Source organism: Pseudomonas sp. A125 (genome assembly GCF_055409485.1).
Genome location: NZ_JBUZVP010000010.1, coordinates 97,413 through 118,937 on the forward strand (window position 1 = coordinate 97,413; position 21,525 = coordinate 118,937).

21 protein-coding genes are annotated in these 21,525 nt (G+C 62.4%); 11 read left to right on the top strand and 10 right to left on the bottom strand.

The genetic code is table 11. The features are described 5' to 3' along the window. Positions 1-64 precede the first annotated feature (64 nt). A complete protein-coding gene (locus ACZRN6_RS15615) occupies positions 65-433 on the top strand; it encodes a glutamine synthetase (protein WP_464008358.1) in 369 nt (122 codons plus the stop codon). On the opposite strand, the gene ACZRN6_RS15620 is transcribed toward ACZRN6_RS15615, so the two are convergent. Continuing rightward, entirely contained in the window at positions 430-1,653 is a 1,224-nt protein-coding gene (locus ACZRN6_RS15620; RefSeq protein ID WP_464008359.1) for an N-acetylmuramoyl-L-alanine amidase, read from the bottom strand. The genes ACZRN6_RS15615 and ACZRN6_RS15620 overlap by 4 nt on opposite strands. A 128-nt stretch (positions 1,654-1,781) precedes the next feature. Between ACZRN6_RS15620 and folE2 the strand changes: the two genes are divergently transcribed. The 7 genes from folE2 to ACZRN6_RS15655 are packed head-to-tail and all read left to right on the top strand — an operon-like array spanning position 1,782 to position 7,424. Beyond that, positions 1,782-2,678 (top strand): GTP cyclohydrolase FolE2, encoded by an 897-nt coding sequence (gene folE2, locus ACZRN6_RS15625; RefSeq protein WP_322148466.1) that lies wholly within the window; start codon positions 1,782-1,784, stop codon positions 2,676-2,678. Beyond that, positions 2,675-3,343: a metal ABC transporter ATP-binding protein gene (locus tag ACZRN6_RS15630; protein WP_322148467.1), complete on the top strand. Its 669-nt coding sequence runs from the start codon at positions 2,675-2,677 to the stop codon at positions 3,341-3,343. Before folE2 ends, ACZRN6_RS15630 begins: the two co-directional genes overlap by 4 nt. After that, positions 3,343-4,209, top strand: a complete 867-nt coding sequence (locus ACZRN6_RS15635) for a metal ABC transporter permease (RefSeq protein WP_322148468.1) — start codon at positions 3,343-3,345, stop codon at positions 4,207-4,209. Before ACZRN6_RS15630 ends, ACZRN6_RS15635 begins: the two co-directional genes overlap by 1 nt. An 11-nt stretch (positions 4,210-4,220) precedes the next feature. Continuing rightward, complete coding sequence (locus tag ACZRN6_RS15640) at positions 4,221-5,105, top strand: metal ABC transporter substrate-binding protein (protein WP_464008360.1); 885 nt, start codon at positions 4,221-4,223, stop codon at positions 5,103-5,105. Continuing rightward, a complete protein-coding gene (gene hisI, locus ACZRN6_RS15645) occupies positions 5,102-5,527 on the top strand; it encodes a phosphoribosyl-AMP cyclohydrolase (RefSeq protein ID WP_322148470.1) in 426 nt (141 codons plus the stop codon). The genes ACZRN6_RS15640 and hisI overlap by 4 nt, the downstream gene beginning before the upstream one ends. Next, on the top strand, positions 5,524-6,084 hold the full coding sequence (locus ACZRN6_RS15650) for a gamma carbonic anhydrase family protein (protein ID WP_322148471.1): 561 nt from the start codon (positions 5,524-5,526) through the stop codon (positions 6,082-6,084). Before hisI ends, ACZRN6_RS15650 begins: the two co-directional genes overlap by 4 nt. 2 nt (positions 6,085-6,086) lie before the next feature. Then, entirely contained in the window at positions 6,087-7,424 is a 1,338-nt protein-coding gene (locus ACZRN6_RS15655) for a dihydroorotase (protein ID WP_464008361.1), read from the top strand. Between the two features lie 141 nt (positions 7,425-7,565). Here ACZRN6_RS15655 and ACZRN6_RS15660 read toward each other — a convergent pair whose 3' ends face one another. After that, complete coding sequence (locus ACZRN6_RS15660; protein ID WP_322148473.1) at positions 7,566-8,087, bottom strand: DUF3617 domain-containing protein; 522 nt, start codon at positions 8,085-8,087, stop codon at positions 7,566-7,568. A gap of 130 nt (positions 8,088-8,217) precedes the next feature. On the opposite strand from ACZRN6_RS15660, the gene cls reads away from it, so the two are divergent. Further along, positions 8,218-9,657, top strand: coding sequence for a cardiolipin synthase (gene cls / locus ACZRN6_RS15665; protein ID WP_322148475.1), 1,440 nt, complete (start codon positions 8,218-8,220; stop codon positions 9,655-9,657). Positions 9,658-9,763: 106 nt separating this feature from the next. Here cls and cfaB read toward each other — a convergent pair whose 3' ends face one another. From cfaB to hflK (ACZRN6_RS15705), 8 genes are all read right to left on the bottom strand, one after another. Next, on the bottom strand, positions 9,764-10,948 hold the full coding sequence (gene cfaB / locus ACZRN6_RS15670; RefSeq protein WP_464008362.1) for a C17 cyclopropane fatty acid synthase CfaB: 1,185 nt from the start codon (positions 10,946-10,948) through the stop codon (positions 9,764-9,766). 87 nt (positions 10,949-11,035) lie between these two features. After that, positions 11,036-11,821, bottom strand: coding sequence for an HvfC/BufC family peptide modification chaperone (locus tag ACZRN6_RS15675; protein WP_464008363.1), 786 nt, complete (start codon positions 11,819-11,821; stop codon positions 11,036-11,038). Next, positions 11,812-12,657, bottom strand: a complete 846-nt coding sequence (gene bufB, locus ACZRN6_RS15680; protein WP_464008364.1) for an MNIO family bufferin maturase — start codon at positions 12,655-12,657, stop codon at positions 11,812-11,814. Before bufB ends, ACZRN6_RS15675 begins: the two co-directional genes overlap by 10 nt. Before the next feature lie 66 nt (positions 12,658-12,723). Continuing rightward, positions 12,724-12,975, bottom strand: coding sequence for a BufA2 family periplasmic bufferin-type metallophore (gene bufA2 / locus ACZRN6_RS15685; RefSeq protein WP_201125750.1), 252 nt, complete (start codon positions 12,973-12,975; stop codon positions 12,724-12,726). Between the two features lie 116 nt (positions 12,976-13,091). Then, entirely contained in the window at positions 13,092-14,987 is a 1,896-nt protein-coding gene (locus ACZRN6_RS15690; protein WP_464008365.1) for a cation-translocating P-type ATPase, read from the bottom strand. Continuing rightward, on the bottom strand, positions 14,984-16,018 hold the full coding sequence (gene hflK, locus ACZRN6_RS15695; RefSeq protein WP_464008366.1) for a protease modulator HflK: 1,035 nt from the start codon (positions 16,016-16,018) through the stop codon (positions 14,984-14,986). The genes ACZRN6_RS15690 and hflK (ACZRN6_RS15695) overlap by 4 nt, the downstream gene beginning before the upstream one ends. After that, entirely contained in the window at positions 16,015-17,013 is a 999-nt protein-coding gene (gene hflC / locus ACZRN6_RS15700) for a protease modulator HflC (RefSeq protein WP_322148777.1), read from the bottom strand. The genes hflK (ACZRN6_RS15695) and hflC overlap by 4 nt, the downstream gene beginning before the upstream one ends. A 9-nt stretch (positions 17,014-17,022) precedes the next feature. Beyond that, positions 17,023-18,954: a protease modulator HflK gene (gene hflK, locus ACZRN6_RS15705; protein WP_464008367.1), complete on the bottom strand. Its 1,932-nt coding sequence runs from the start codon at positions 18,952-18,954 to the stop codon at positions 17,023-17,025. A 183-nt stretch (positions 18,955-19,137) separates the two neighbouring features. Between hflK (ACZRN6_RS15705) and ACZRN6_RS15710 the strand changes: the two genes are divergently transcribed. Next, positions 19,138-19,758: a CDP-alcohol phosphatidyltransferase family protein gene (locus tag ACZRN6_RS15710; RefSeq protein WP_464008368.1), complete on the top strand. Its 621-nt coding sequence runs from the start codon at positions 19,138-19,140 to the stop codon at positions 19,756-19,758. Positions 19,759-19,768: 10 nt separating this feature from the next. Then, positions 19,769-21,523 carry a bifunctional alpha/beta hydrolase/class I SAM-dependent methyltransferase gene (locus ACZRN6_RS15715; RefSeq protein ID WP_464008369.1) on the top strand — a complete coding sequence of 585 codons (1,755 nt, stop codon included), beginning with the start codon at positions 19,769-19,771 and terminating at the stop codon, positions 21,521-21,523. Positions 21,524-21,525: the final 2 nt, after the last annotated feature.

Sequence of the window (21,525 nt, forward strand, 5' to 3'; positions counted from 1 at the left end):
TCCCCCTTGCTCGTGACGACGAAGGGCGCAATGCTGGCAGCCGAATAACGCCCCGAGAGCCTCTATGAAATACCTGTTGTGCGGTGTGTTGCTGCTAGTGGCGAGCCAGGCCAACGCCCAAGTGCCCAGCCTGCTGGCAAACTGCACGCGCAGCGCCAACCTGCTGGCGTGCGTCGACGCGCAGGGCAATGCCTACAGCGTCGCGACGGCAGGCAGCACCACGTATTTGCGGGGTTTCGAGGTGGTCGGCAAACGCTATTGGGCACAGACCAACAGCCGCTACGGGCAGCTGACATTCTTTACCGGGTTGGCGTCCGACGGTGAAGCGTGGGTGGGCTACACGCGGCGAGTGGGCTGGACCACCCTCAACCGGTTTTCCAGTTCCGGTGGTGCCAGCGCCAAGTTCACCTGTAGCCGGATTACCGGCTGTTAGACCTGGCCGGTTTTCTGTTCCTGAACCCAGGCCATGTAGCTGTTCATCGGCGGGTTCTTCTGGAAGTAGCTTTTGAGCCCTTCAAATAAACCGTCTGCCACCGCTTGTTGATGACGCGCGGTGACCAGCCGCTGGGCGTCCTGGGTGTTGGAGATAAACCCGGTTTCCACCAGGATCGACGGCACGTCCGGCGACTTGAGTACCGCAAAGCCGGCCTGCTCCACGCGTTTTTGATGCAGCGTGGTGATGCTTTGCAGGCTGCCCAACACCGAGCTGCCCAGCTGCAGGCTGGAGGCAATGGTGGCGTTCATCGACATGTCGAGAATCACCCCGGCGAGCATCGGGTCCTTGTCCTTGAGGTTGAGCAAGGTGGTGGCGCCCAACAGGTCCGCGCCGTTTTCCCGCTGTGCCATGAACCGCGCGGTGGCGGACGTGGCGCCGCCTTCGGACAACGCATAGACAGAGGCGCCGGACGCCGTCAGCCGTGGCGCCGCGTCGGCGTGTACCGAGATAAACATGTCGGCCTTGTGCTGGCGGGCGATATCCACGCGTTTGCGCAGCGGCACGAAGAAGTCGTCGTTGCGCACCAGCTTCACATCAAAGCCCTTCTCGCGCTTCAGGCGCTTGGCCAGCAGTTGGGCGATGGACAGCACCACGTCTTTTTCGCGCTGGCCCTTTGAGCCGATCGCGCCAGGGTCCTTGCCGCCATGGCCAGGGTCGACCACCACGATGATGTCGCGTTTCGGATGCGCCCTGTCCACCGGTGCCGCCAAGGGTGCAGCCAAGGCCGCCGGCGCTGCCGCGATTTGTTGAGGCGCATGGGTGGCGCTGGTCAGGTCCAGCACCAGGCGGTGACCCTGCCCATCCTGTGGCGGCAATAGGAAGCTGTTGAGCTGCATCGGCGCCTTCAAGTCCAGCACGATCCGTGTATCACCCTGGCCGAAGTGCCCCGAGCGAATCGAGGTAATGCCGCTGTTGGTCAGGGCCAGTTGGCTGAAATCGCCAGTCAGCTTCGCGCCGCTCAAATCGATGATCAGCCGCTCCGGCGACGTCAGGGTGAAGGTTTTGTATTGCACCGGGCCGCTGAGGTCCAGCACCAGCCGCAGCTTGTTATCCGAACGCCACAGCCGTGCATTGCGGATCTGCGCGGCAGACACGTCCAAGGGCAGGGTGAACACCGCGCTGGCCAGCAGCAGGTTGAGGAGTTGACGTCTGTGCATGACTTACACCGCAAATAAAGGAGCTTCCGTACTCGACATGACTGAATAAAAGACAGAGCAGAAAAACTTTCGTCGACTCAATAGTAATAATATAACATGTCTTTTTATTTCCAACGATGGACCTGCTCATGAACGCGCTGACTCTGCCCGATATCGCCGCGCAGGCTTCACGCCAAGCCTTGCCGCTCGATTGGGTGGGCATGTGCGGCATTGCCCTGCCCATTCAGATCGACGGCCAGCGCCTTAGCGCCACGGCTGATGCAGGCGTCAGCCTGGACGACGGCGAGGCGCGTGGCATTCATATGTCGCGGCTTTACCTGGCGCTGGAGATGCTTGAACAGCAGCCGCTTACGCCAGCACTGCTGCGCAGTGTATTGCAACGTTTTCTCGAGAGTCATGAAGGTTTATCCACAAATGCCTACCTGCGGATTCATGTGGATCTGCTGCTGAAACGCCCGGCGTTGGTCAGCCCTTTGGCCGGCTGGAAAAGCTATCCGGTGAGCATCGAAGCGCGTCTGGAAAACCAGATGTTCCACGTGGAACTAAAAATTGACGTTACTTACTCTTCAACCTGCCCGTGCTCGGCTGCCCTCGCCAGGCAATTGATTCAGCAGCAATTTATCGAAGACTTCGGCGGCACACCGCTGCAACACGAAGATGTGCTGACCTGGCTGGGCAGTGCCAACGGCATCGTCGCCACGCCCCACAGCCAACGCAGCAGCGCGCTATTGCAGGTCCGCCTGCACGGCGATCAGCCAACGCTGGCGCTGACGCAACTGATCGACGAGACCGAAGCCGCCCTCGGCACCGCGGTACAAACCGCCGTAAAGCGTGCGGACGAACAAGCCTTCGCCCTGGCCAACGGGCAGAACCTGATGTTCTGCGAAGACGCCGCTCGCCGCCTTAACCTCGCCTTGAAACGCTCGGATGCGGTCATTGCCTTCCACTTGAAAGTGATCCACGCCGAAAGCCTGCACGCGCACGATGCCGTGGCCGAAAGCCGCTGGACGAGACCTTCCGAATGATCACCTGCACCGCGTTGCGCTGGGGCGCCCCCGGCCAACCCCTGACCCCCGCTATCGATTTCACCCTGGAAAAAGGCAGCCTCACCGGCATTATCGGCGCCAACGGCACCGGCAAAAGCAGCCTGCTCAAAGTTATCGCTGGCCTGCAGAAACCGCTGGCCGGCAAGGTGACCCTCGATGTTCCACGCCGCGGCGGCCTGTCGTTCCTGCCCCAGCAACAGAACCTCGACCGTCAGTTCCCCATCAACCTCGAAGAGTTGGTGGCCGCCGGCTTCTGGGGCAGCAAGCAAACCCCGCAACAACGCACCGAACGCCTGGGCGCCGTACTCGAAGACTGGTGCCTCAGCGGCCTGGAACATCGACCGTTGATGGCCTTGTCCGGTGGCGAGTTGCAACGCGCCCTGCTCGCCCGCATGAGCCTGGCCGAGTCGCCGATATTGTTGCTGGATGAGCCCCACGCCGCCCTCGACGAAGATGGCCAGGCGCTGTGCTGGAAACATATCCACGCTTGGCACGACGCGGGCCGCACGGTGGTCGTGGTGTGCCATGACCTCGGCTCCGTACGCCAGCACACCCAGCAAGTGGTGCAGATCAAAAGCAGCGGCTGCGTGTTCGGTTCAAGCAAAGAACTGATTCGCCCGCAGCCGCAAATGCAGGTGGCCTGATGCACTTCGCTGCCCACCTGTGGATGCCGTTTCTCGACTTTGTTTTTATGCGCCGCGCGCTTATCGGCGGGCTGGTATTGGCGTGCAGCACTGCGCCGCTGGGGGTATTCCTGATTCTGCGCCGCATGAGCCTGATCGGTGACGCGGTGTCCCATGGCATCCTGCCCGGCGCCGCCCTGGGCTTCTGGTTTGCCGGCCTGAGCCTGCCCGCGCTGACCATCGGTGGCCTGGGCGCGGGCCTGAGCATGGCCGGCCTCGCCGCCTGGATCACCCGCCGCACGGGACTGAAGGAAGACGCGAGCCTCGCGGCTATCTACCCGATCTCCCTGGCCAGCGGGGTGCTGATCCTTGGCCTCGCCGGCAAGCGCCTGGACCTGCTGCACCTGTTGTTCGGCTCGGCGCTGGCGGTAGACGGCCCGACCCTTACCGGGATGCTCTGGGTCTCGGGCTTCAGCCTGATCGCCATGGTGGTGATCTACAAACCACTGCTGCTGGACACCCTCGACCCGCTGTTCCTGCAAACCGTCAGCCGTCTCGGCCCACTGGCCCACGGTCTGTTTTTGACACTGGTGGTGCTGAACCTGGTGATCGGCTTCCAGGCCATCGGCGCCTTGATGGTGGTCGGCTTGATGATGTTGCCGGCGATTGCTTCACGTTTCTGGAGCCGGCGCCTGCCGGTGTTGATCGCCATATCAGCGGTGCTGGGATGCCTGTCGGTGTGGCTTGGCTTGTTGTTGTCGTTCTACTACTCGCTGCCCAGCGGCCCGGCCATTGTGCTGGTGGCTGGCGGCTTTTACCTGCTGTCTGTGGTCTTCGGTCCGGTGCACGGCTTGCTGCGCCGCCCGCCTTTGCTTACATCCCAATGAGGTGTTTCCCGATGCGCGCTCTACTCGTGCTGTTCAGTGTGTTGCTGCCGTTGTCGTTCGCGACGGCCCAGGCTGCCGACAAACTTCAGGTGGTTACCAGCTTCAGTATTCTTGACGACATGACCCATCAGGTCGGTGGCGATCATATCCAGATCAGCAATATGGTCGGCCCCGACGCCGATGCCCACACTTATGAACCGACCCCGGACGACGCCAAGGCCTTGCTCAAGGCCCGGGTGATCATCAAGAACGGCCTGGGTCTTGAGCCGTGGCTGGATCGCCTGGTCACCAGCACCGAGACCAAGGCCACCGTGGTCACCGCCAGTAAAGGCGTGCTGTCCCACACCATGGAAGAAGACGGCGAGACCATTCCCGACCCGCACGCCTGGCACAACCTGGCCAACACCGTTATCTACGTGAACAACATCACCAAGGCGCTGATCGCCGCCGACCCGGCCAACAAGGCGGACTACGAGCACAACAGCCAGGTGTACCTCAAAGAAATCTACCGCCTGCTGGCTGAAGCCAAGGCCAAGTTCGGCGCACTGCCGCCGGGCAATCGCCGCATCGTGACTTCCCATGACGCCTTCGGTTACCTGGGCCAGGCCTACGGTATCGAGTTCCTGTCGCCCCAAGGTCTGTCCACCGAACGTGAACCGTCGGCTGCCGAAGTTGCCACGCTGATCACCCAGATCCGCAAGGACAAGGTCAAGGCCGTGTTCATGGAAAACATCAAGGACTCACGCCTGCTCCAGCAGATCGCTGACGAAAGTGGCGCGCAAATCGGCGGCACCCTGTACTCCGACGCGCTGGCAGCCGAAGGCCCGGCCAGCACCTTTACCGGCCTGTTCGAATACAACCTCAATACCCTGTGCGCGGCCCTGAGCAAGCCATGACCCTGAGCATGCTCGACCTGGAGGGGGCTGCCATCGGCAGCCGTTTTCCACTCGGTAGCGTGCTCGACGCCCTGGCGTGGAACAGCGATGGCCTGATTGCCGCCATCGCCCAGCAACACGGTAGCGGCGAGGTGTTGATGCTGGCCTGGATGAACCGCCAGGCCCTCGACGAAACGTTGGCCACCGGGCAGGTCTGCTACTGGTCCCGTTCGCGCCGGCAACTGTGGCGCAAAGGCGAGACCTCCGGCCATTGGCAGCAGTTGGTGGAAGCGCGCCTGGACTGCGACGGCGACGCTGTATTGCTGATCGTCGACCAACAAGGCCCGGCCTGCCACACCGGCCGGCCCACCTGTTTCTACAACGCCATCGACGGCCGCTACGTAAACATCATCACCGCGCCTCTCAAGGAACCAGACCCATGATCCGCAAAAACCCTTCCGGTGATCTGCCCGTGATTGCCGAATCGGCCTACGTCGACAAAACCGCAATCATCTGCGGCAAGGTCATCATCGGCGAAAACGTATTTGTCGGACCGTACGCAGTGATCCGCGCCGATGAAGTCAACGCCAATGGCGAGATGGACCCAATCATTATTGGCGCCAATTCGAATATCCAGGACGGCGTGGTGATCCACTCCAAGTCCGGCGCCGCCGTGACCGTTGGCGAGTTCACCTCCATCGCCCACCGCTCCATCGTCCACGGCCCGTGTACCGTGGGTGACCGGGTTTTCATCGGATTCAACAGCGTGCTGTTCAACTGCGTCGTCGGCGACGGCTGCGTGGTGCGGCACAACTCGGTCGTCGACGGCCGCGATTTGCCCGCCGCGTTCTACGTGCCCTCCACCACCCGCATCGGCCCTAACACCGACCTGTCCCAGTTCCCGCCGGTGAGCGTCAGCGCCTCGGAATTTTCCGAAGACGTGGCGCGCACCAACGTCGACCTGGTGCGCGGTTACAAAGCCCTGCAAAACGAGTTCTGACCATGAGCCGCCTGCTGATCCGCAACGCCCGCCTGGTGAACGAAGGCCAGGAATTGGAGGCTGACCTGCTGGTCGCCAATGGCCGCATCGAGAAAATCGCCAGCAGCATCGACAACGCCAATGCCCCGGTAGAAATCGACGCACAGGGCCAGTGGCTGTTGCCGGGGATGATCGACGACCAGGTGCATTTCCGTGAGCCCGGTGCGCCGGACAAAGGCAGTTTCTACAGCGAGTCCCGTGCGGCGGTGGCCGGTGGCATTACCAGTTTCATGGACATGCCCAACACCAGCCCGGCGACCTTGAACCTGGACGCGCTGGCCGACAAGAAGCGCCGCGCCGCGCTGCATTCGGTGGCCAACTATGGATTCCACTTCGGGGTAAGTAACGACAACCTCGACACCGTAGCGGCGCTGGACCCGCGCGAAGTCGCCGGCGTCAAAGTGTTCATGGGCGCCTCCACCGGCAATATGCTGGTGGATGATCCGAAGATTCTGGAGCGCCTGTTCGCCGACGTGCCGACGATTCTGCTGGCCCACTGCGAGCACACGCCGAGTATTCACGCCAGCGAACAACGGATGCGCGAGCGCTTTGGCGAGCACATTCCTGCCGTGGCTCACCCGCTGATTCGCGATGCCGAGGCCTGCTATCGCTCGTCCTCCTTAGCGGTGGATCTGGCCAAGCGGCACGGCACACGCCTGCATGTGTTGCACATCACCAGCGCACGCGAGTTGGTACTGTTCGAAGACAAACCCCTGGCGGAAAAGCGCATTACGGCGGAAGTCTGTTTGCACCATCTGTTGTTCGATGACCGCGACTACGCGCGCCTCGGCCACCAGATCAAATGCAACCCCGCGATCAAGACACGCGCCGACCGCAACGCCTTGCGCCAGGCATTGTTGAGTGATCGTCTGGATGTGATCGGCAGTGACCATGCGCCGCACACTTGGGCGCAAAAACAGCTGCCGTATCGCGAAGCGCCGTCAGGCTTGCCGCTGGTACAACACGCTTTGCCGGCGCTGCTGGAACTGGTCGCCGACGGCTTGCTGCCGCTGGCCACACTGGTGGCGAAAACCAGCCATCGCGTCGCGGACCTGTTTGCCATCCCCGACCGTGGCTACCTGCGCGAAGGCTATTGGGCCGACCTGGTGTTGATCAAACCCGAACCCCACGGCAAGCCCGTCAGCAGCCAGCCGGTCCTGGCCCGTTGCGGCTGGACACCTTTTGCCGGGCGCAGCTTCCGGCACAGCGTCAGCACCACGCTGGTCTCCGGCCACCTGGCCTGGCACGACGGGCGCGTACACGACAGTTGCCAGGGTTTGCCGCTGCATTTTCAGCGCTGAAGAGAATCAGGAACTGACAATCCAATCAAATGTGGGAGCTGGCTTGCCTGCGATAGCGGTTTATCAGTGCCAATCAGGTTGACTGGCACACCGCAATCGCAGGCAAGCCAGCTCCTACATTTTTTATCGGGGCGCTCCCAGTTAAGCGCGGGGTTTGACCGTGCCGCAGTTGCTGCCCAACCACTGCGCGTGGGTGTCCAGGCTGCCCTTTTGCTGAACGCCGGTGGCGTTGAAGGTGCCGTTCACCGTGGTGGTGAATTCCTGCTGGCTCTGGAATGTCGCTACGCCGGTGCCCTGGGCTTTCGGGCAACTGAAACGGAATTTCCACTGGTTGCCGGTCTTGTCGGTCACTTCCTGCTTGCAGCCAGATTGCGGGTCGGTCAGCGGGATGGAATCGGACGCCACCTGGGCTTGTGTCAGGCATACCTGCACGCCTTTACCGGCCATGGTGATGCCTTGCTTCTCAAGCATGGCGCGTTGTTCCGGAGTCATCTGTTGCTTGAGCTGACCAAGGATCAGCGACAAATCCGGCAGGTCCTGGTTATCGACCTTCATGTTGCTGGTGGTCAGTTCCCACAAACCCGGCGCCAACATCTGCGCTTGCGCCGCCACAGGCAGCGATAAACCAATAACCATGGCCAAACCAAGCAGACGAGCATTCATCGGGTAACTCCTGGGCAATTGTCGGCGTTAGACGCCGCAAAAGCGCCAGTGTTGCACAGCAAATAAAATAGCGACATTCGTGGCCGAACATGGTCTGTTAGGCACTCGTTTGTCAGGAGTACCGTTGTCCATGGATTTCTTTGGCCCGCACCTGCTCGCCTATTTCATTGCCACTCTGCATTTTCTGGGCACCCTCGCGGCCATCCACGCGGTGCTGACCGTCAGGACCGCCCAAGGCTCGATTGCCTGGGCCTTGTCGTTGATGTTTATCCCTTACCTGACGCTGATTCCCTACCTGATCTTTGGGCGCAGTACTTTCGACGCCTATATTCAGGCACGGCGCCAGGCCAACCAGGAAATGCACAAGGCAATCACCGAGCTTAACTGGCGCCCGTGGGTCGAAGAGGCGCTGGCCGCGCGCAACTCCCAGGCCTACGCCTCGCTGCGCGCCATGCCCAAGCTGGGGCGCATGCCGTGCCTGGCGAACAATCAGGTGCGCCTGTTGATCAATGGCGAGGCCACGTTCAGTGCGATTTTCGAGGCGATTCGTTCGGCGAAGACGGCCGTACTGTTCCAGTTCTTCATCATTCATGACGACGAACTCGGCCGCCAACTGCACGCCCTGCTCAAGGAAAAAGCCGCCGAAGGCGTGTTGATTTTCGTCCTGTATGACCGTATTGGCAGCCATGCCCTGCCCCATCGTTATGTGCAGTCGCTGCGGGACGCCGGGGTGCAGGTCAAGGCATTCGCCACGCGCAGCGGCTGGCTAAACCGCTTCCAGGTCAACTTCCGCAACCACCGCAAGATCGTGGTGGTCGATGGCATTACCGGGTTTGTCGGCGGGCATAACGTCGGTGACGAATACCTGGGCAAGAAACCGCCCCTGGCGCCGTGGCGCGATACCCATGTGCAGGTCAGCGGCCCGGTGGTGGCGTGCTTGCAGGAATCGTTCGCCGAGGACTGGTTCTGGGCAGCGCGGGAGCTGCCGCCGCTCCTGCTGCCGGATACCTACCCGGATGACGGCGTGCTCTGCCAATTACTGGCCAGCGGCCCGGCAGACCCCTATGAAACCTGCTCGCTGTTTTTCGTCGAAGCGATTCACGCGGCGACCGAGCGGGTGTGGATCACCAGCCCGTATTTCATTCCGGACGAAGCGGTGTTTGCCGCACTGAGGCTGGCGGTGCTGCGCGGCGTCGACGTGCGCCTGCTGCTGCCATCGCGGCCGGATCACCGCATCGTCTATGCCGCCTCCAGCCTGTATGCGATCGAAGCCGTGCGTGCCGGGGTACGGGTGTTCCGCTACACGCCGGGGTTCCTGCATCAGAAAGTGGTGTTGGTAGACAGTGAAATCAGCGCCATCGGCAGTGCGAACCTGGATAACCGCTCATTCCGGCTGAACTTCGAAGTGATGTTGCTGACGGTGGATGACACGTTTGCCAGCCAGGTGGAGCAGATGCTCTTGGAAGACTTCGCCCAGGCCCATGAAATCAGCCAGGAAGAAAACCGCCAGACCCACCGCCTGCAACAACTGGGCATGCGGGTCGCGCGTCTGATTTCTCCGATCCTGTAGGAGCAAGCTTGCTCGCGAAGAACGTTAACGATGACGCGTTCATTCTGGATAAACGCGGCGTCCTCAAGTGTTTCGCGAGCAAGCTCGCTCCTACAGGTACCGGGGTTTACTGGTACAGGTCATCCCGCGTCCACGGCAGCTCATGGCTCCCATCGGCATGCGGTTTCACCGCCAGAATCTGATGCAGGTTGATCCAGCCCCGGGCAAACGCATACGCACAGCCAGCCAGGTACAGCCGCCAGATGCGCAGAGCCTGTTCCGGCACCATCTTGCCCGCCGCTTCCAGGTTGTCTTCGAGGCGCTCACTCCAGTGGTCCAGCGTGCGCGCGTAATGCAGGCGCAGGCTTTCGACGTCGACCACCTCCAACCCGACTTCGCTGATCTCGGCGGTCATCATTGCCAGGTGCGGCAGCTCGCCATTGGGAAACACATAGCGCTCGATAAAGTCCCCGGCACCACGGCCCACCGGCCGGCCATCGGTATGTTTGGCGGTAATGCCATGGTTCATCACCAGACCGCCTTCACGCACCGCCCCGTACAGAAGCTTGCAGTACTGCGCCAAATTGGCATGGCCGACGTGTTCAAACATGCCCACGCTCACCACCTTGTCGAACCGGCCATCCTGGGGCAAGTCACGGTAGTCGAGCAGCCTCAGCTCAACCTGGTCCTCCAGGCCTTCGGCTTTTACCCGCTCCTGAGCCAGTTCGAGCTGTTCCTTACTCAGGGTGATGCCAAACACCTTGACCCCGAATTCCCGCGCCGCATACCGCGCCAGCCCGCCCCACCCGCAGCCCACGTCGAGCAGATACTCCCCCGGCTGCAGCCGCAACTTGCGGCACAGGTGGCGGAATTTGTCTTGTTGGGCTTGGTCGAGGGATTCGCTGCCGGTCTCGAAGTACCCGCAGGAATAGGCCATGTCACGGTCCAGCCACAGCTGGTAAAACTCGTTGGACAGGTCGTAATGGTAGGAAATAGCGGCGGCGTCAGTGGCCTTGTCGTGGATCGAGCGCACCGGAGGAGTGTCGCCGTCGTCATCTACCAAGGCGTGACTCAACTCGTCAACGACCCTGATCACTTCGGAAATGGAGCCTTCCAGCTCCAGTTTGCCCTCGACGAAGGCTTCGCCCAACGAATCGAGCGTCGGATGGCTGAGTTTGGAAACCATCATGGGGTCCTTGACCACAATGGTGACACTGGGATCCGGGCCCAGGTTAAATTCATGGCCGTCCCAGAGTCGAAGACGCAGCGGTAGCTTGAGATTCTGTAAGGCCGGTGGAAGTTGCGCGAGCATGAGTAGTCCCCCCTTGTTTCAGACGTCTGAAATGAGGGTAGACCATCCACGGAAAAATTAGCAGGCTATCGAATCAATAGCCCTTTTCTATGGTGCCCGCCGCTGGAGCAAACCGTCCTGGATCCACTGTTTCAGCCAGGTAACCGCTTGCAATGGCGCGCCCTCCTGGTAAGTGACTGCGAGCTCGGCGCACAGTTCGGAAAAATTCCAGCCGCTGGCGACCATGCCCTTGAGCGCGCCCGCTTCAGCCGGTTCCAGGCTGCGGTATTGGCACACGTTGTGCTGCCGCCAGACCAGGCACACCTGCGCCAGCGGCAAGGCCTCGCTGCCAGGAAAGTCCCACTCGCCCTTGCTCGCACGCCAGATGCCCAGGCTGTTGAAATCACACAGCACCTGCTGCACCGAGGGCGCCAACTGCACTTGCAGCTCGGGCCAGTCTTCTGGCGGCAGGGTTGCCATGTCTTGCAGGCTCAACGGCTCGCCCTGCGGCGCATCAAAGGCCAGGGTGAATGCCCATTCGAGCCGCGCCAGCTCGGCCAGGGCCATACCTTGCTCGGCGTAATGCTCGACGATAAACCCGGGAAAACGCTCGCCGAACCAGCGCAGGCTGTAATGGGCCGAGGGGTAAAGGCGGATATAGGCCGCACCCAACTGCGCAAACTCATCATCCCCCAGCCAATACCAGACGGCGCTGAAGTCATCGCGCAGCACTTCCTGCAACCGTGCGTGATAGGCGTTGTGGTAAATCGCCAGGCCTGTCTCAACGTCCAGGGTCGGGCCGCCGATCAAGGTGGCGCTGAAGGCGTTCTCGGCAGTGGAAGCCTCGGCCAGCAAATGCTGTTCAAACGCCAGTTGCCAATCGATCAGGCGCATAACGCTCTCCTGTCCAATGCGCTCGCGCCCAGCTCGCGGGCCTTGCTCAGTTCGTCGAGCAGTTCCTGGAACGGCGGGAAATGGTCATCACGCTCCAGCAAGGTCGAGACCGGCCCAAGGTGCTCCAGGGTCTGCTGATACAGCGCCCACACCGGATCGCATACCGGGTGGTCATGGGTGTCGATCACGTAATCGCCGTAATCCATGTGCCCGGCCAGGTGCAGTTGGCGGATGCTTTCGGGCGGCAGGTTGCGGATAAATTCCCAAGCATCGAACCCATGATTTCGCGAGCTGACGTATACGTTGTTCACGTCCAGCAACAGTTGGCAGCCGGTGAGATGCGTCAGGGCGTTGAGAAACTCCCACTCGGTGAATTCGTCAGCCTTGGAGCGCACATAGCTGGAGACATTTTCCAGCACGAAGGGACGCTGCAACACGTCCTGCACTTGCCGTACGCGAGCGGCGACGTGGTACAGGCTTTCTTCGGTATAGGGCAGTGGCAACAGGTCATGCAGCTGGTGCGCGTTGCCGCGGCTCCAGCACAGGTGATCGGAAACCCACGCCGGCCGGATGCGCTCGGAGAGCTGCTTGAGTTGTTTCAGGTAGTCGACATCGAGGGCATGCGGCCCACCGATTGAAAGGGACACACCATGCATCACCAGGGGATAACGCTCGGCTATCGCATCCAGGTAGTACAAGGCCTTGCCGCCCTGGACCAGATAATTCTCGGAGATCACTTCGAACCAATCCACGGCCGGCGATTGTTCAAGGATCTGCTGGTAGTACTCGCTGCGTAGACCCAGGCCGTAACCCAGGCTCGGAAGGGAGGCGGACATAAAAACACTCCTGGGGAAAGTGTCCGCAGCGGCGGGGGGCCCGCTGCGGTAGCACTCGGTGGTCGGTTACTCGCCGACTTTGCCGCCTTTCTCGTCGCACATCGATTTGCTCATCGACAGGAAGCCCTGGCCTTTGCAAGAACCCATGCCTTTGCACGCGTGGTCTTTGGTCTTGCAGTCGTTCTGGCCTTTGCAAGCGTTGACGCCATAGCAATGGACCTGGGCGTCTGCTGCCTGCACCTGGGTGGCAACACCGGCAAACATGCCAGCAGCAGCGATAGCGAGGGCGGCACCAGCAGCAGCGGATTTGATGTTCATTGTGTATTCCTCATGATCGGTAGTGGAGCCGGTCTGAACGGATTGTTCAGTCTCGACATAGCACTAGAGTGAGGTGCCCTCATGGCGTTACAGCGAGACTGAAAATAATTTGAAATTTATTCGTCCAGTTTCAACAGGGGCTCCTGAAACCGCAACAAGCGCCCCGCATTACCCAGCACCAACAGCGTACTGAGGTTGTGCAACACCGCCGCAATCATTGCCCCCGCCGCGCCCAGCCAGCCGAATGCGGCGAACACCACGATGGCCAGCGTCCAGCCCAAACCGATAATCACATTGACCTGCAACGTGTGTCGGCACTGGCGACTCAAGCGCACGCAGGTGCCCAGGCGCCGCAGGTCGCTGCCGATCAGCACCACGTCCGCCGACGCCAGGGCTATATCCGCCCCGCCCGCGCCCATCGCCACACCGACCACGCCGGCCTTGAGCGCCAGGGAATCGTTGATCCCGTCACCCACCACCATCGGCCGGAAACCGCTGCCGATTTCCCCCAGCACGCGGTTGAGTTTGTCTTCGGGCAAGGCCTGGGCTTCAACGTCAGTGATGCCCACTTCCAGCGCCAGGCTGTCGGCCACGCTTTGTCGGTCGCCGGTCAGCAGCAGTTGGCGACCCAGGCCCAATTCACGCAGCTCCTTCATCGCCTGGCGGGCTTCCGGCTTAACGCTGTCTGCCAGCAACAGCCAGGCGAGGAATTGCCCGTTCAGCGCCAGACCGGCAATCGGGCCGTCGTGGTTGGGGACCGCCGTGGTCGCGATGCCCAGTTGCTCAAACAATTCCGGTCGGCCAAGAGCGGCTTCGCCCTGCCCCGTCTGCGCCACCACACCGAGCCCCTGACGCTCGCGAATATCCGACAACACCAACATTTGTTCCTGAGTCGCCAGCCCCGCCAACGCCCGGCTGACCGGGTGGCTGCTGGCCGAGCCAAGGCTGGCTGCGAGGTTGAGCAGCACTTGCCGATCCGGCTCAGTGGTTTCGATGGACTGCAAGCGCAGGGTGCCAAACGTGAGGGTGCCGGTCTTGTCGACCACCAGTGAGGTCAGGTCTGCCAACTCTTCGAGAAACGCAGAGCTGCGAATCAAAATGCCGTGACGCGCGGCCACCGCAATGCCCGCAATCGCCGTGGCGGGTGCCGACAACACCAGCGCACACGGGCAGGCCGCCACCAGCACGGCGAGCATCGCCTGGGCGTCATTGGTGACAAACCAGGTCACCGCCGCCAGCAATAACACCAGCACCATGTAACTGCCGGCGTAACGTTCCAGCAGCCGAGTGATCGGCGGCTTGGAGCGTTCAGCGCTCTGCATCAGGGCGATGACTTTGCCCAGGGTCGATTCATTGCCGGTGCGGGTCACTTCAAGGCGCAGCAGACCGTCGAGGTTGATCGCGCCACCAAACACCTGCACGCCAACACTCGCCTCCAGCGGCACCGATTCGCCGGTGATCGGCGCGGTGTCGAGGCTGGCCTGGCCCGACAGCACCACGCCGTCGGCCGGCACCCGGTCACCGGCGCGCACTTCGACGATATCGCCGGTCTTCAGAATGCCATTGTCGACTTCCAGAATGGTGCCGTCGGCCTGCACCAAACGCGCGTGGCTACGGGTCAGTTTGCCCAGGGCGTGAATCGCTTCCTGGGAACCGATGACGCTGCGCTCTTCCAGCACATGGCCGAAGATCATGATGATCGGCAGCAGCGCGGCGGTCAGCAGGTCGCCGGTGGCCCAGGCGCCCAGCATCGCCAGCGCGATCAGTTGGTCGGTGATGCCATGCAGGCTCGGGTAACGCAGGCTGTACCAGGCCGAGCGCATCACGGGCACGGCCACCAGCAACGAGGCCACGCCCAGCAGCAGTTGGCTCACGCCGGTCTGGTCCGGTGCCAGCCAGCGCCATACCAGCCCGAGGCAGAGCAGGCCCAAGGCGAGCATCGCCAGGGTCAGTTGCCGGGCGGCGCTGCGTTGTTCGGCCGATGAAAGCATCGGGGCGGCGGGGGCGGTCATTGTTCGGCTCCCTGAATGATCAGGTGGGAATCGTCTTTAGGGTCGACCGTAGTCACGGAGCCGGCCTGGCCGAGAATCTTCGGCAGGCGCTCGCGGTACAGGCGCAGCAGCAGGCCGGGGTCTTTGACTTGGGCCAGGCTGGCGACGGTGGCAGTTTGCGCTTGGGCGTTGGCCAGGCGCTCGCTGGCCTGGGCGTGGGCCACTTGTATGGCGCGGTCGGCGTCCTGATTGGCGGTCTGGGTGAGTTTTTCAGCGTCTGTGCGGGCGTTGGCCACCGCCTTGTCGGCTTGCTGGCTGGCGGTCAGTACCGCGTTGAACGCGTTGACCGCCGGGCCCGGCAGGCTCGATTGCACGTCGACACGGGTGGCTTCGATGCCCAGCCCAAGGCCGGTGGACGCCAGGTCGGCCAAGCGTTGGTTGATGCCGCGCACCAGATCCCCGCGCAGCCGTTCGCGGCGTTCGGCGGCCTGGTTGTCGGCGCCGATCAGCTCGGGGCGCGCCACCAGAATGGTGTCCAAATCCCGCGCGGCGGTCAGGGCCACGGCGCTGCGGGTGACCAGCCGATCCAGGGCCGGCAGCACATGGTCACCCTGCAATACAAAGGCGTAAGGCTCGGTGACCTTATAAAACACCCGCACATCCAGTTGCACCACGCCGGCATCGCCGGTCAGCAGGTAGCCGGAGCCGGCCAGGGCATCGCTGAGTGGCGTGGCAAAACTGGCCACGCGGTCGGCTTGAGTGGCGGCATCGGAACGCAGCAGGTTTTCTACCCGGCGTTCGATCACCCGGTCTGCGGCGGGCAACAGCACGACTTGCTCGAACGGCCTTGGCCAGGCCAACAGCAGCCCGGCATTCTGAATCCGGTCCAGCGCGCCGAAGTGCAACACCACGGCGCGGTTCTGCGGGTCGATCTGGCGCACGTTGGAAAACGCCCACGCCAGCGCGGCCAATACCGTCACCGCATACAGCGCCAGGAACGTCAGCCGTCCAGCCTGGATCCACGGGCTGTCGAGGCTTTCCCGCTCACTCATGGCTGGACATCCTTGGGCCCATCCACCAATGCGCGAAATGGCGCCGCGTCGGTGCGCAGGATGATTTTGGTGCCCGGCGTGACCACCGTGCCGAGGGTGTCGAGAGAGCGCAGCAGGTTATACAGCTGCGGATTGCCGGCGTAGGCACGGCCATAAATCTGCGCGGCTTCGACCCGGGATTGCGCTTCGATATCGGCGGCTTTCACGGTGGCGTCGGCCTGGACGATTCGCGCATCACGCTCGGCAGCCGAACGAATCTGCGCCGCTTCACGCTTGCCCACGGCGGTGCGTTCGGTGGCGATGGTTTCGCGCTCGGCACGCATGCGGTCGACCGTGGCGGCCAGGGTCACCGAGGGCAAGGTCAGCCGTTCAACGCCGACCTGCACCACACGCACACCATAGGTGGTGAGCAATTGTTGATCGATCTGCTGGCGCAGTTGCGCTTCAAAATCAGCGATCCGCACCTGGCTGGCATCGGTGTTCACCAGGTTGGCCAAGTCGAAACTGGCAGCGGTGGTTTCCAGCGCCGAGCCCACAAAGGTGCGAATCTGCCGCGCCGCTTCATCCGGCTGGTTCTGCACCGCGCGCATAAAGCGCTGCACATTGTCGGCATCGCCCTGCACCTGCCAGGCCACGTAGGCCTGCACGATGATCCGCAGGCCATCGCGGGTGCCAACATCCTGCAAACCGCTGGAGGTGGTGCGCAGGCGCAGGTCTACCGGAATCGCCGCTTCGAACGGCGCCGGCCAGCGCCAGCCGAGGCCCGGCTCCAGCAGTACCCGCGACGGGTTGCCGAAGCGGGTAATCACCGTGGCTTCACCGGAACGCACCTGCACCAGGCTGGCAGCGGCGATGGCGAACAGCACCAGCAACACCGCCCAGCCCATGCGCCGCCAAGGGAACGGGCCGGCTTGCTGTTCATCGCCGTGATGGTGATGATGATGGCCGTGGTGGTGACCATGGCCTGCGTGATCGTGAGAATGAGCGCTCAACAGATGAACTCCTTATTGAACGGCTTTACGCGGCACCGCAGGGTCGGCCGGTAAGGTAAAGGAACGCAGATCGATGGTCGGTGCGCCACTGGCGCCCAGGCGATGATCAAGAATGAGTAATTTGGCGTGGGCCAGGCCCTGGCTCAGTTGGCTCAGGTACTGCTCCAGCACAAAGGCCTGGCCAGCTTGCTGATAGGCCTTTTGTTCGGCGCTGAAACGCAGGTCTGCCGCCTGGGCGCCAGCACTGACCTCACGGGCCGTGGCCTGGGCCTGGTCGCGGGCGGTGCTGGCTTGCAGCAACGCCTGGTTGGTCTGCTCGCTGGCGGCGCCGCGCTCCCGCGAGATCAGCGCCTGGGCCCCGATCTGCGCGGCTTGCACCGCGTGGTAGGCATTCGCTGCACCGGAAGGCGGATGAATGGCTTCCACCACCGTGGCGAGAATTTCCACGCCGCTGTTGAGTTTCTTCAGGTCCGCTTGTACTGCCCGGCCAATTTCATCCGCGAGGCTGTTGCGTTGTTCGCCGAGCAATTCGTCGAGGGTTCGCGAGGCAAACTCGTGAACCAGGATGCGGCTGGCGGTACTGCGGATCAGCGTGGGCACATCCGCGCTGTTATAGGTGGCGGCCAGTGCCGCCTGATCAGTCAGGCCGATGCGGTACACGAAGCGCACATCCATATTGACGATCTGGAAGCTCTGCTTGTCGCCGCTGCTGCTGGCGATCACCTGGGCTTTGTCATTCACATGGGTGGCGTCCCACAGGCGGTTGGCGATCAACGGCGCCGGGCCTTCAGCGGAGGCGACATCGGTGGTAGCCGCTTCGCCAACACTGGTGGCCAGCTCATGAACCACGCCGTTTTCCACGTTCAACACGCGGCCCAGCGGCCAAGGCAAACCGGCATGCAGGCCAGGCCCGAAGACTTCTACCGGTTTGCCAAAACGTTCATAAATCCCACGGCTTTGCAGGGCGACTTCATGCACGCCGGTCAGCAACCAACCGACCGCCAGCACCACCACCAACACCGGCAGGAAGGCCCGGCGCATGTAGGTAAAGGCCCAGATTTGCCGCAGGTCGATGCCGAAACGGTTGTGCAGTTCGTGCTGCAAGGCGAGCAACGGTTGCGGCGGCCAGCGCAGCATCCCGGCGATAAAACTTTGCGCCATCAGCCGTGGTTCAAGGCGTTCCTGGCGCGGGCTGAACAGCGACAGCACGCCTCGTAACAGAAACTCCAGCGCCACCAGGGCCGGCAACAAGCCGATCAACACGGCCAGGCGCAATGGCCACACGGTTTCTTCACCGGCAAACAGCAGGCAAATCGCACTGATCACCAGGCAGATAATCGCCACCCGGCTCAGTTGCGCCAGTTGCGCGGCTTCCGGCCATTGGGCGGTGCTTTCCTGGGCCATGCGCCGTTCAAACACCAGCAAGCCAAACGCCAGTGCCAATGCGATAGCCGCGCCCACACTGGCAGCCTGGCCCACTGCGGCAGCAGGCAAGGCCAGGCTCCAGAACTCCAGCACGCTGAACAGCGCCAGCAACGACCAGCCACACAGCCAAAACACCGGCGCGCCAATCTGCACCAGCAAGCCGCTACCGACGCGGCCGAACAGGCGGTTGAGCCAACCAGGATTTTCTTCCGCCAGCGGCGCCTCGATCAGCAGTGCCGCCGGCGCCTCCAGCGCCATGGCTCGCCAATCCGCGACCCACCATGCCGATTGCACACCGGCCACCAGCACCAGCAACGCCGAGGCACAGTTGATCAGCACCACCGGCCAGATCGACAGCGGGGCGAACAGTGCCACAAACAGCGCCAGCATCCACCCGCTAACCGCGAGCACCGTCAGGCCGATGCCGGCCTGCCTTAACCGGCGGGCATGAAACAACCCTTGCTGAAAACGCGGCAGCCCTTCAATGGCCACGTCATCAGCGTCTAGATCCACTCGCATCCCCAAACGCCCACCCAGAAACAATTAGTTACCCTATAACACCGGGCGTGAAATTTTTGTTTGGTTTCACCGTGATAGTAATGAAAGCCCCAGAAACACGAGCCATCACTAGTGTCCGGTGTGATAAATCGGCACACTCCCCACAGTTTTTCGCGGGCTTACGGACAAGGAAGCGTCACTCCCATGATTTCGATCTATCAGCTTAAACCGCGTTTTCAGAACCTGCTGCGGCCTTTAGTGCAGCGCCTGTACGACAACGGCACTACCGCCAACCAGATTACCGTGCTGGCCGGGGTGGTTTCGCTGCTGGTGGGATTGCTGATTGCCGGCTTCGCCCATCATGTGTGGCTGTTTGCGCTGATCCCGCTGTGGATGATCCTGCGCATGGCCCTCAACGCCATCGACGGCATGCTCGCCCGGGAGTTCGGCCAGCAGTCGCGGCTCGGCGCCTACCTCAATGAACTGTGTGACGTGATCGCCGACAGCGCGCTGATCCTGCCGTTTGCGCTGCTGCCCGAGGTCAGCCTGGCGCCGGTGTTGCTGGTGACGCTGCTGGCGGTGTTCAGCGAATACGCCGGCGTGCTTGGGCCGATGGTCGGGGCTTCACGGCGCTATGACGGGCCCATGGGCAAGAGTGACCGGGCGTTTGTGCTCGGTGTGCTGGCCACCGGCGTGGCGCTGGGCTGGCCGGGTGCAGCTTGGGTCGAGGCGGTGATGTGGCTGGTCGCGGCCTTGCTGGCCTACACCCTGGTCAACCGCGTGCGCCAAGGCCTCAAAGAAGAACAAACCTCCCCTTCTGCATAAGGATTTTGCGATGCGTGAACAGCAAGAGCACACCTTCAGCACCCATGACGGGGTGGACCTTTTCTACCGTCATTGGCCCGCCACCGCACCCGCAGGCTTTGCGCCGCGCAAGGCGATCGTGCTGTTCCATCGCGGCCACGAACATTCCGGGCGCATCGCCCACCTGGTGGACGAGCTGAACCTGCCGGAATTCGACTTCTTCGCCTGGGACGCCCGCGGCCATGGCCAGTCCCCCGGCGCACGGGGTGACAGCCCCAGCTTCGCCACCAGTGCCCGGGACGTGCAGACCTTCGTTGACCATATCGGCGCCACTTACAGCATCGAGGAAGAGAACCTCGCGGTGATCGCCCAAAGCGTGGGCGCGGTGATCGCGGCGACCTGGGTGCACGACTACGCGCCGAAGATTCGCTCGCTGGTACTCGCCTCCCCCGCGTTCAAGGTCAAGCTCTACGTGCCCTTCGCCCGGCCGGGCCTGGGGTTGATGCGCAAGTTTCGCGGCAACTTTTTCGTCAACAGCTACGTCAAGGCCAAGTTCCTGAGCCATGACCCGGAGCGCGTGGCGTCCTACGACAGCGATCCATTGATCACCAAGGCCATCTCGGTGAATGTGCTGCTGGGCCTGTACGAAGCCGCCGACCGGGTGGTAGCCGATGCCCAGGCGATTCAGGTGCCGACCCAACTGCTGATCTCCGGCTCGGACTTTGTGGTGCACCGCAAACCCCAGCAGCAGTTTTTCGACCGCCTCGGCAGCTTGAAGAAAGAACTGCACATCCTCCCCGGCTTTTTCCACGACACCCTTGGTGAACGGGACCGCGCCGTGGCCTTGAACAGTGCCCGACGTTTTATCCTGCAAAACTTCGAACACCCGCTGGACCGCGCCACCTTGCTGGATGCGGACAAGATCGGCCTGACCTGCGCCGAATCCGAATCCCTCGCCGCGCCGTTGCCACGCAACTCCCTGCGCGACCTCTACTGGCGCATGACCCGCGCCAGCATGGGCCTGGGCAGCAAACTGTCGGATGGCGTGAAGCTCGGTTTCGACACCGGTTTCGACTCCGGCAGCACCCTGGACTACGTGTACCGCAACACACCCACCGGCAAAAGCGCGCTGGGGCGGATGATCGACACAAACTACCTGAACTCCATCGGCTGGCGCGGCATTCGTCAGCGCAAGTTGAACGTGGAAGAGTTGTTGCGCCTGGCGATGGCCAAACTGCGGGACGAGCAGCGGGAAGTACGCATCGTCGACATCGCCGCCGGCCATGGTCGGTACATTCTGGAAGCCTTGCAGGGCGTTTCGCCGTTGCCGGAATCGATCCTGCTGCGCGACTACAGCGACATCAACGTGCGCGACGGTGGCGCGCTGATTCGTGAAAAAGGTCTGGGAGACATCGCCCAGTTCGTCAAAGGCGATGCGTTTGACCGGGCAGACCTGGCAGCGCTGGAGCCCAAGCCGACATTGGCGGTGGTCTCCGGCTTGTACGAACTGTTCGCGGATAACGCGATGGTCGGCGGTTCGCTCGCCGGTTTGGCCGAAGCCGTAGAGCCCGGTGGCTACCTGGTGTACACCGGCCAACCGTGGCACCCGCAACTGGAACTGATCGCCCGCGCACTCACCAGCCACCGTCAGGGCCAGGCCTGGGTGATGCGCCGGCGCAGCCAGGCGGAAATGGACCAACTGGTGGAGGCCGCCGGTTTCCGCAAGATTACCCAGCGTGTGGATGAGTGGGGGATTTTCAGCGTGTCCCTGGCACAAAGGGTCTGACC

What these genes read in the sequence shown, in the direction of transcription:
- ACZRN6_RS15615 (WP_464008358.1), top strand. Translation starts at nt 65, where the DNA reads ATGAAATACCTGTTGTGCGGTGTGTTGCTGCTAGTGGCGAGCCAGGCC.
- ACZRN6_RS15620 (WP_464008359.1), bottom strand. Translation starts at nt 1,653, where the DNA reads ATGCACAGACGTCAACTCCTCAACCTGCTGCTGGCCAGCGCGGTGTTC.
- folE2 (WP_322148466.1), top strand. Translation starts at nt 1,782, where the DNA reads ATGAACGCGCTGACTCTGCCCGATATCGCCGCGCAGGCTTCACGCCAA.
- ACZRN6_RS15630 (WP_322148467.1), top strand. Translation starts at nt 2,675, where the DNA reads ATGATCACCTGCACCGCGTTGCGCTGGGGCGCCCCCGGCCAACCCCTG.
- ACZRN6_RS15635 (WP_322148468.1), top strand. Translation starts at nt 3,343, where the DNA reads ATGCACTTCGCTGCCCACCTGTGGATGCCGTTTCTCGACTTTGTTTTT.
- ACZRN6_RS15640 (WP_464008360.1), top strand. Translation starts at nt 4,221, where the DNA reads ATGCGCGCTCTACTCGTGCTGTTCAGTGTGTTGCTGCCGTTGTCGTTC.
- hisI (WP_322148470.1), top strand. Translation starts at nt 5,102, where the DNA reads ATGACCCTGAGCATGCTCGACCTGGAGGGGGCTGCCATCGGCAGCCGT.
- ACZRN6_RS15650 (WP_322148471.1), top strand. Translation starts at nt 5,524, where the DNA reads ATGATCCGCAAAAACCCTTCCGGTGATCTGCCCGTGATTGCCGAATCG.
- ACZRN6_RS15655 (WP_464008361.1), top strand. Translation starts at nt 6,087, where the DNA reads ATGAGCCGCCTGCTGATCCGCAACGCCCGCCTGGTGAACGAAGGCCAG.
- ACZRN6_RS15660 (WP_322148473.1), bottom strand. Translation starts at nt 8,087, where the DNA reads ATGAATGCTCGTCTGCTTGGTTTGGCCATGGTTATTGGTTTATCGCTG.
- cls (WP_322148475.1), top strand. Translation starts at nt 8,218, where the DNA reads ATGGATTTCTTTGGCCCGCACCTGCTCGCCTATTTCATTGCCACTCTG.
- cfaB (WP_464008362.1), bottom strand. Translation starts at nt 10,948, where the DNA reads ATGCTCGCGCAACTTCCACCGGCCTTACAGAATCTCAAGCTACCGCTG.
- ACZRN6_RS15675 (WP_464008363.1), bottom strand. Translation starts at nt 11,821, where the DNA reads ATGCGCCTGATCGATTGGCAACTGGCGTTTGAACAGCATTTGCTGGCC.
- bufB (WP_464008364.1), bottom strand. Translation starts at nt 12,657, where the DNA reads ATGTCCGCCTCCCTTCCGAGCCTGGGTTACGGCCTGGGTCTACGCAGC.
- bufA2 (WP_201125750.1), bottom strand. Translation starts at nt 12,975, where the DNA reads ATGAACATCAAATCCGCTGCTGCTGGTGCCGCCCTCGCTATCGCTGCT.
- ACZRN6_RS15690 (WP_464008365.1), bottom strand. Translation starts at nt 14,987, where the DNA reads ATGACCGCCCCCGCCGCCCCGATGCTTTCATCGGCCGAACAACGCAGC.
- hflK (WP_464008366.1), bottom strand. Translation starts at nt 16,018, where the DNA reads ATGAGTGAGCGGGAAAGCCTCGACAGCCCGTGGATCCAGGCTGGACGG.
- hflK (WP_464008367.1), bottom strand. Translation starts at nt 18,954, where the DNA reads ATGCGAGTGGATCTAGACGCTGATGACGTGGCCATTGAAGGGCTGCCG.
- ACZRN6_RS15710 (WP_464008368.1), top strand. Translation starts at nt 19,138, where the DNA reads ATGATTTCGATCTATCAGCTTAAACCGCGTTTTCAGAACCTGCTGCGG.
- ACZRN6_RS15715 (WP_464008369.1), top strand. Translation starts at nt 19,769, where the DNA reads ATGCGTGAACAGCAAGAGCACACCTTCAGCACCCATGACGGGGTGGAC.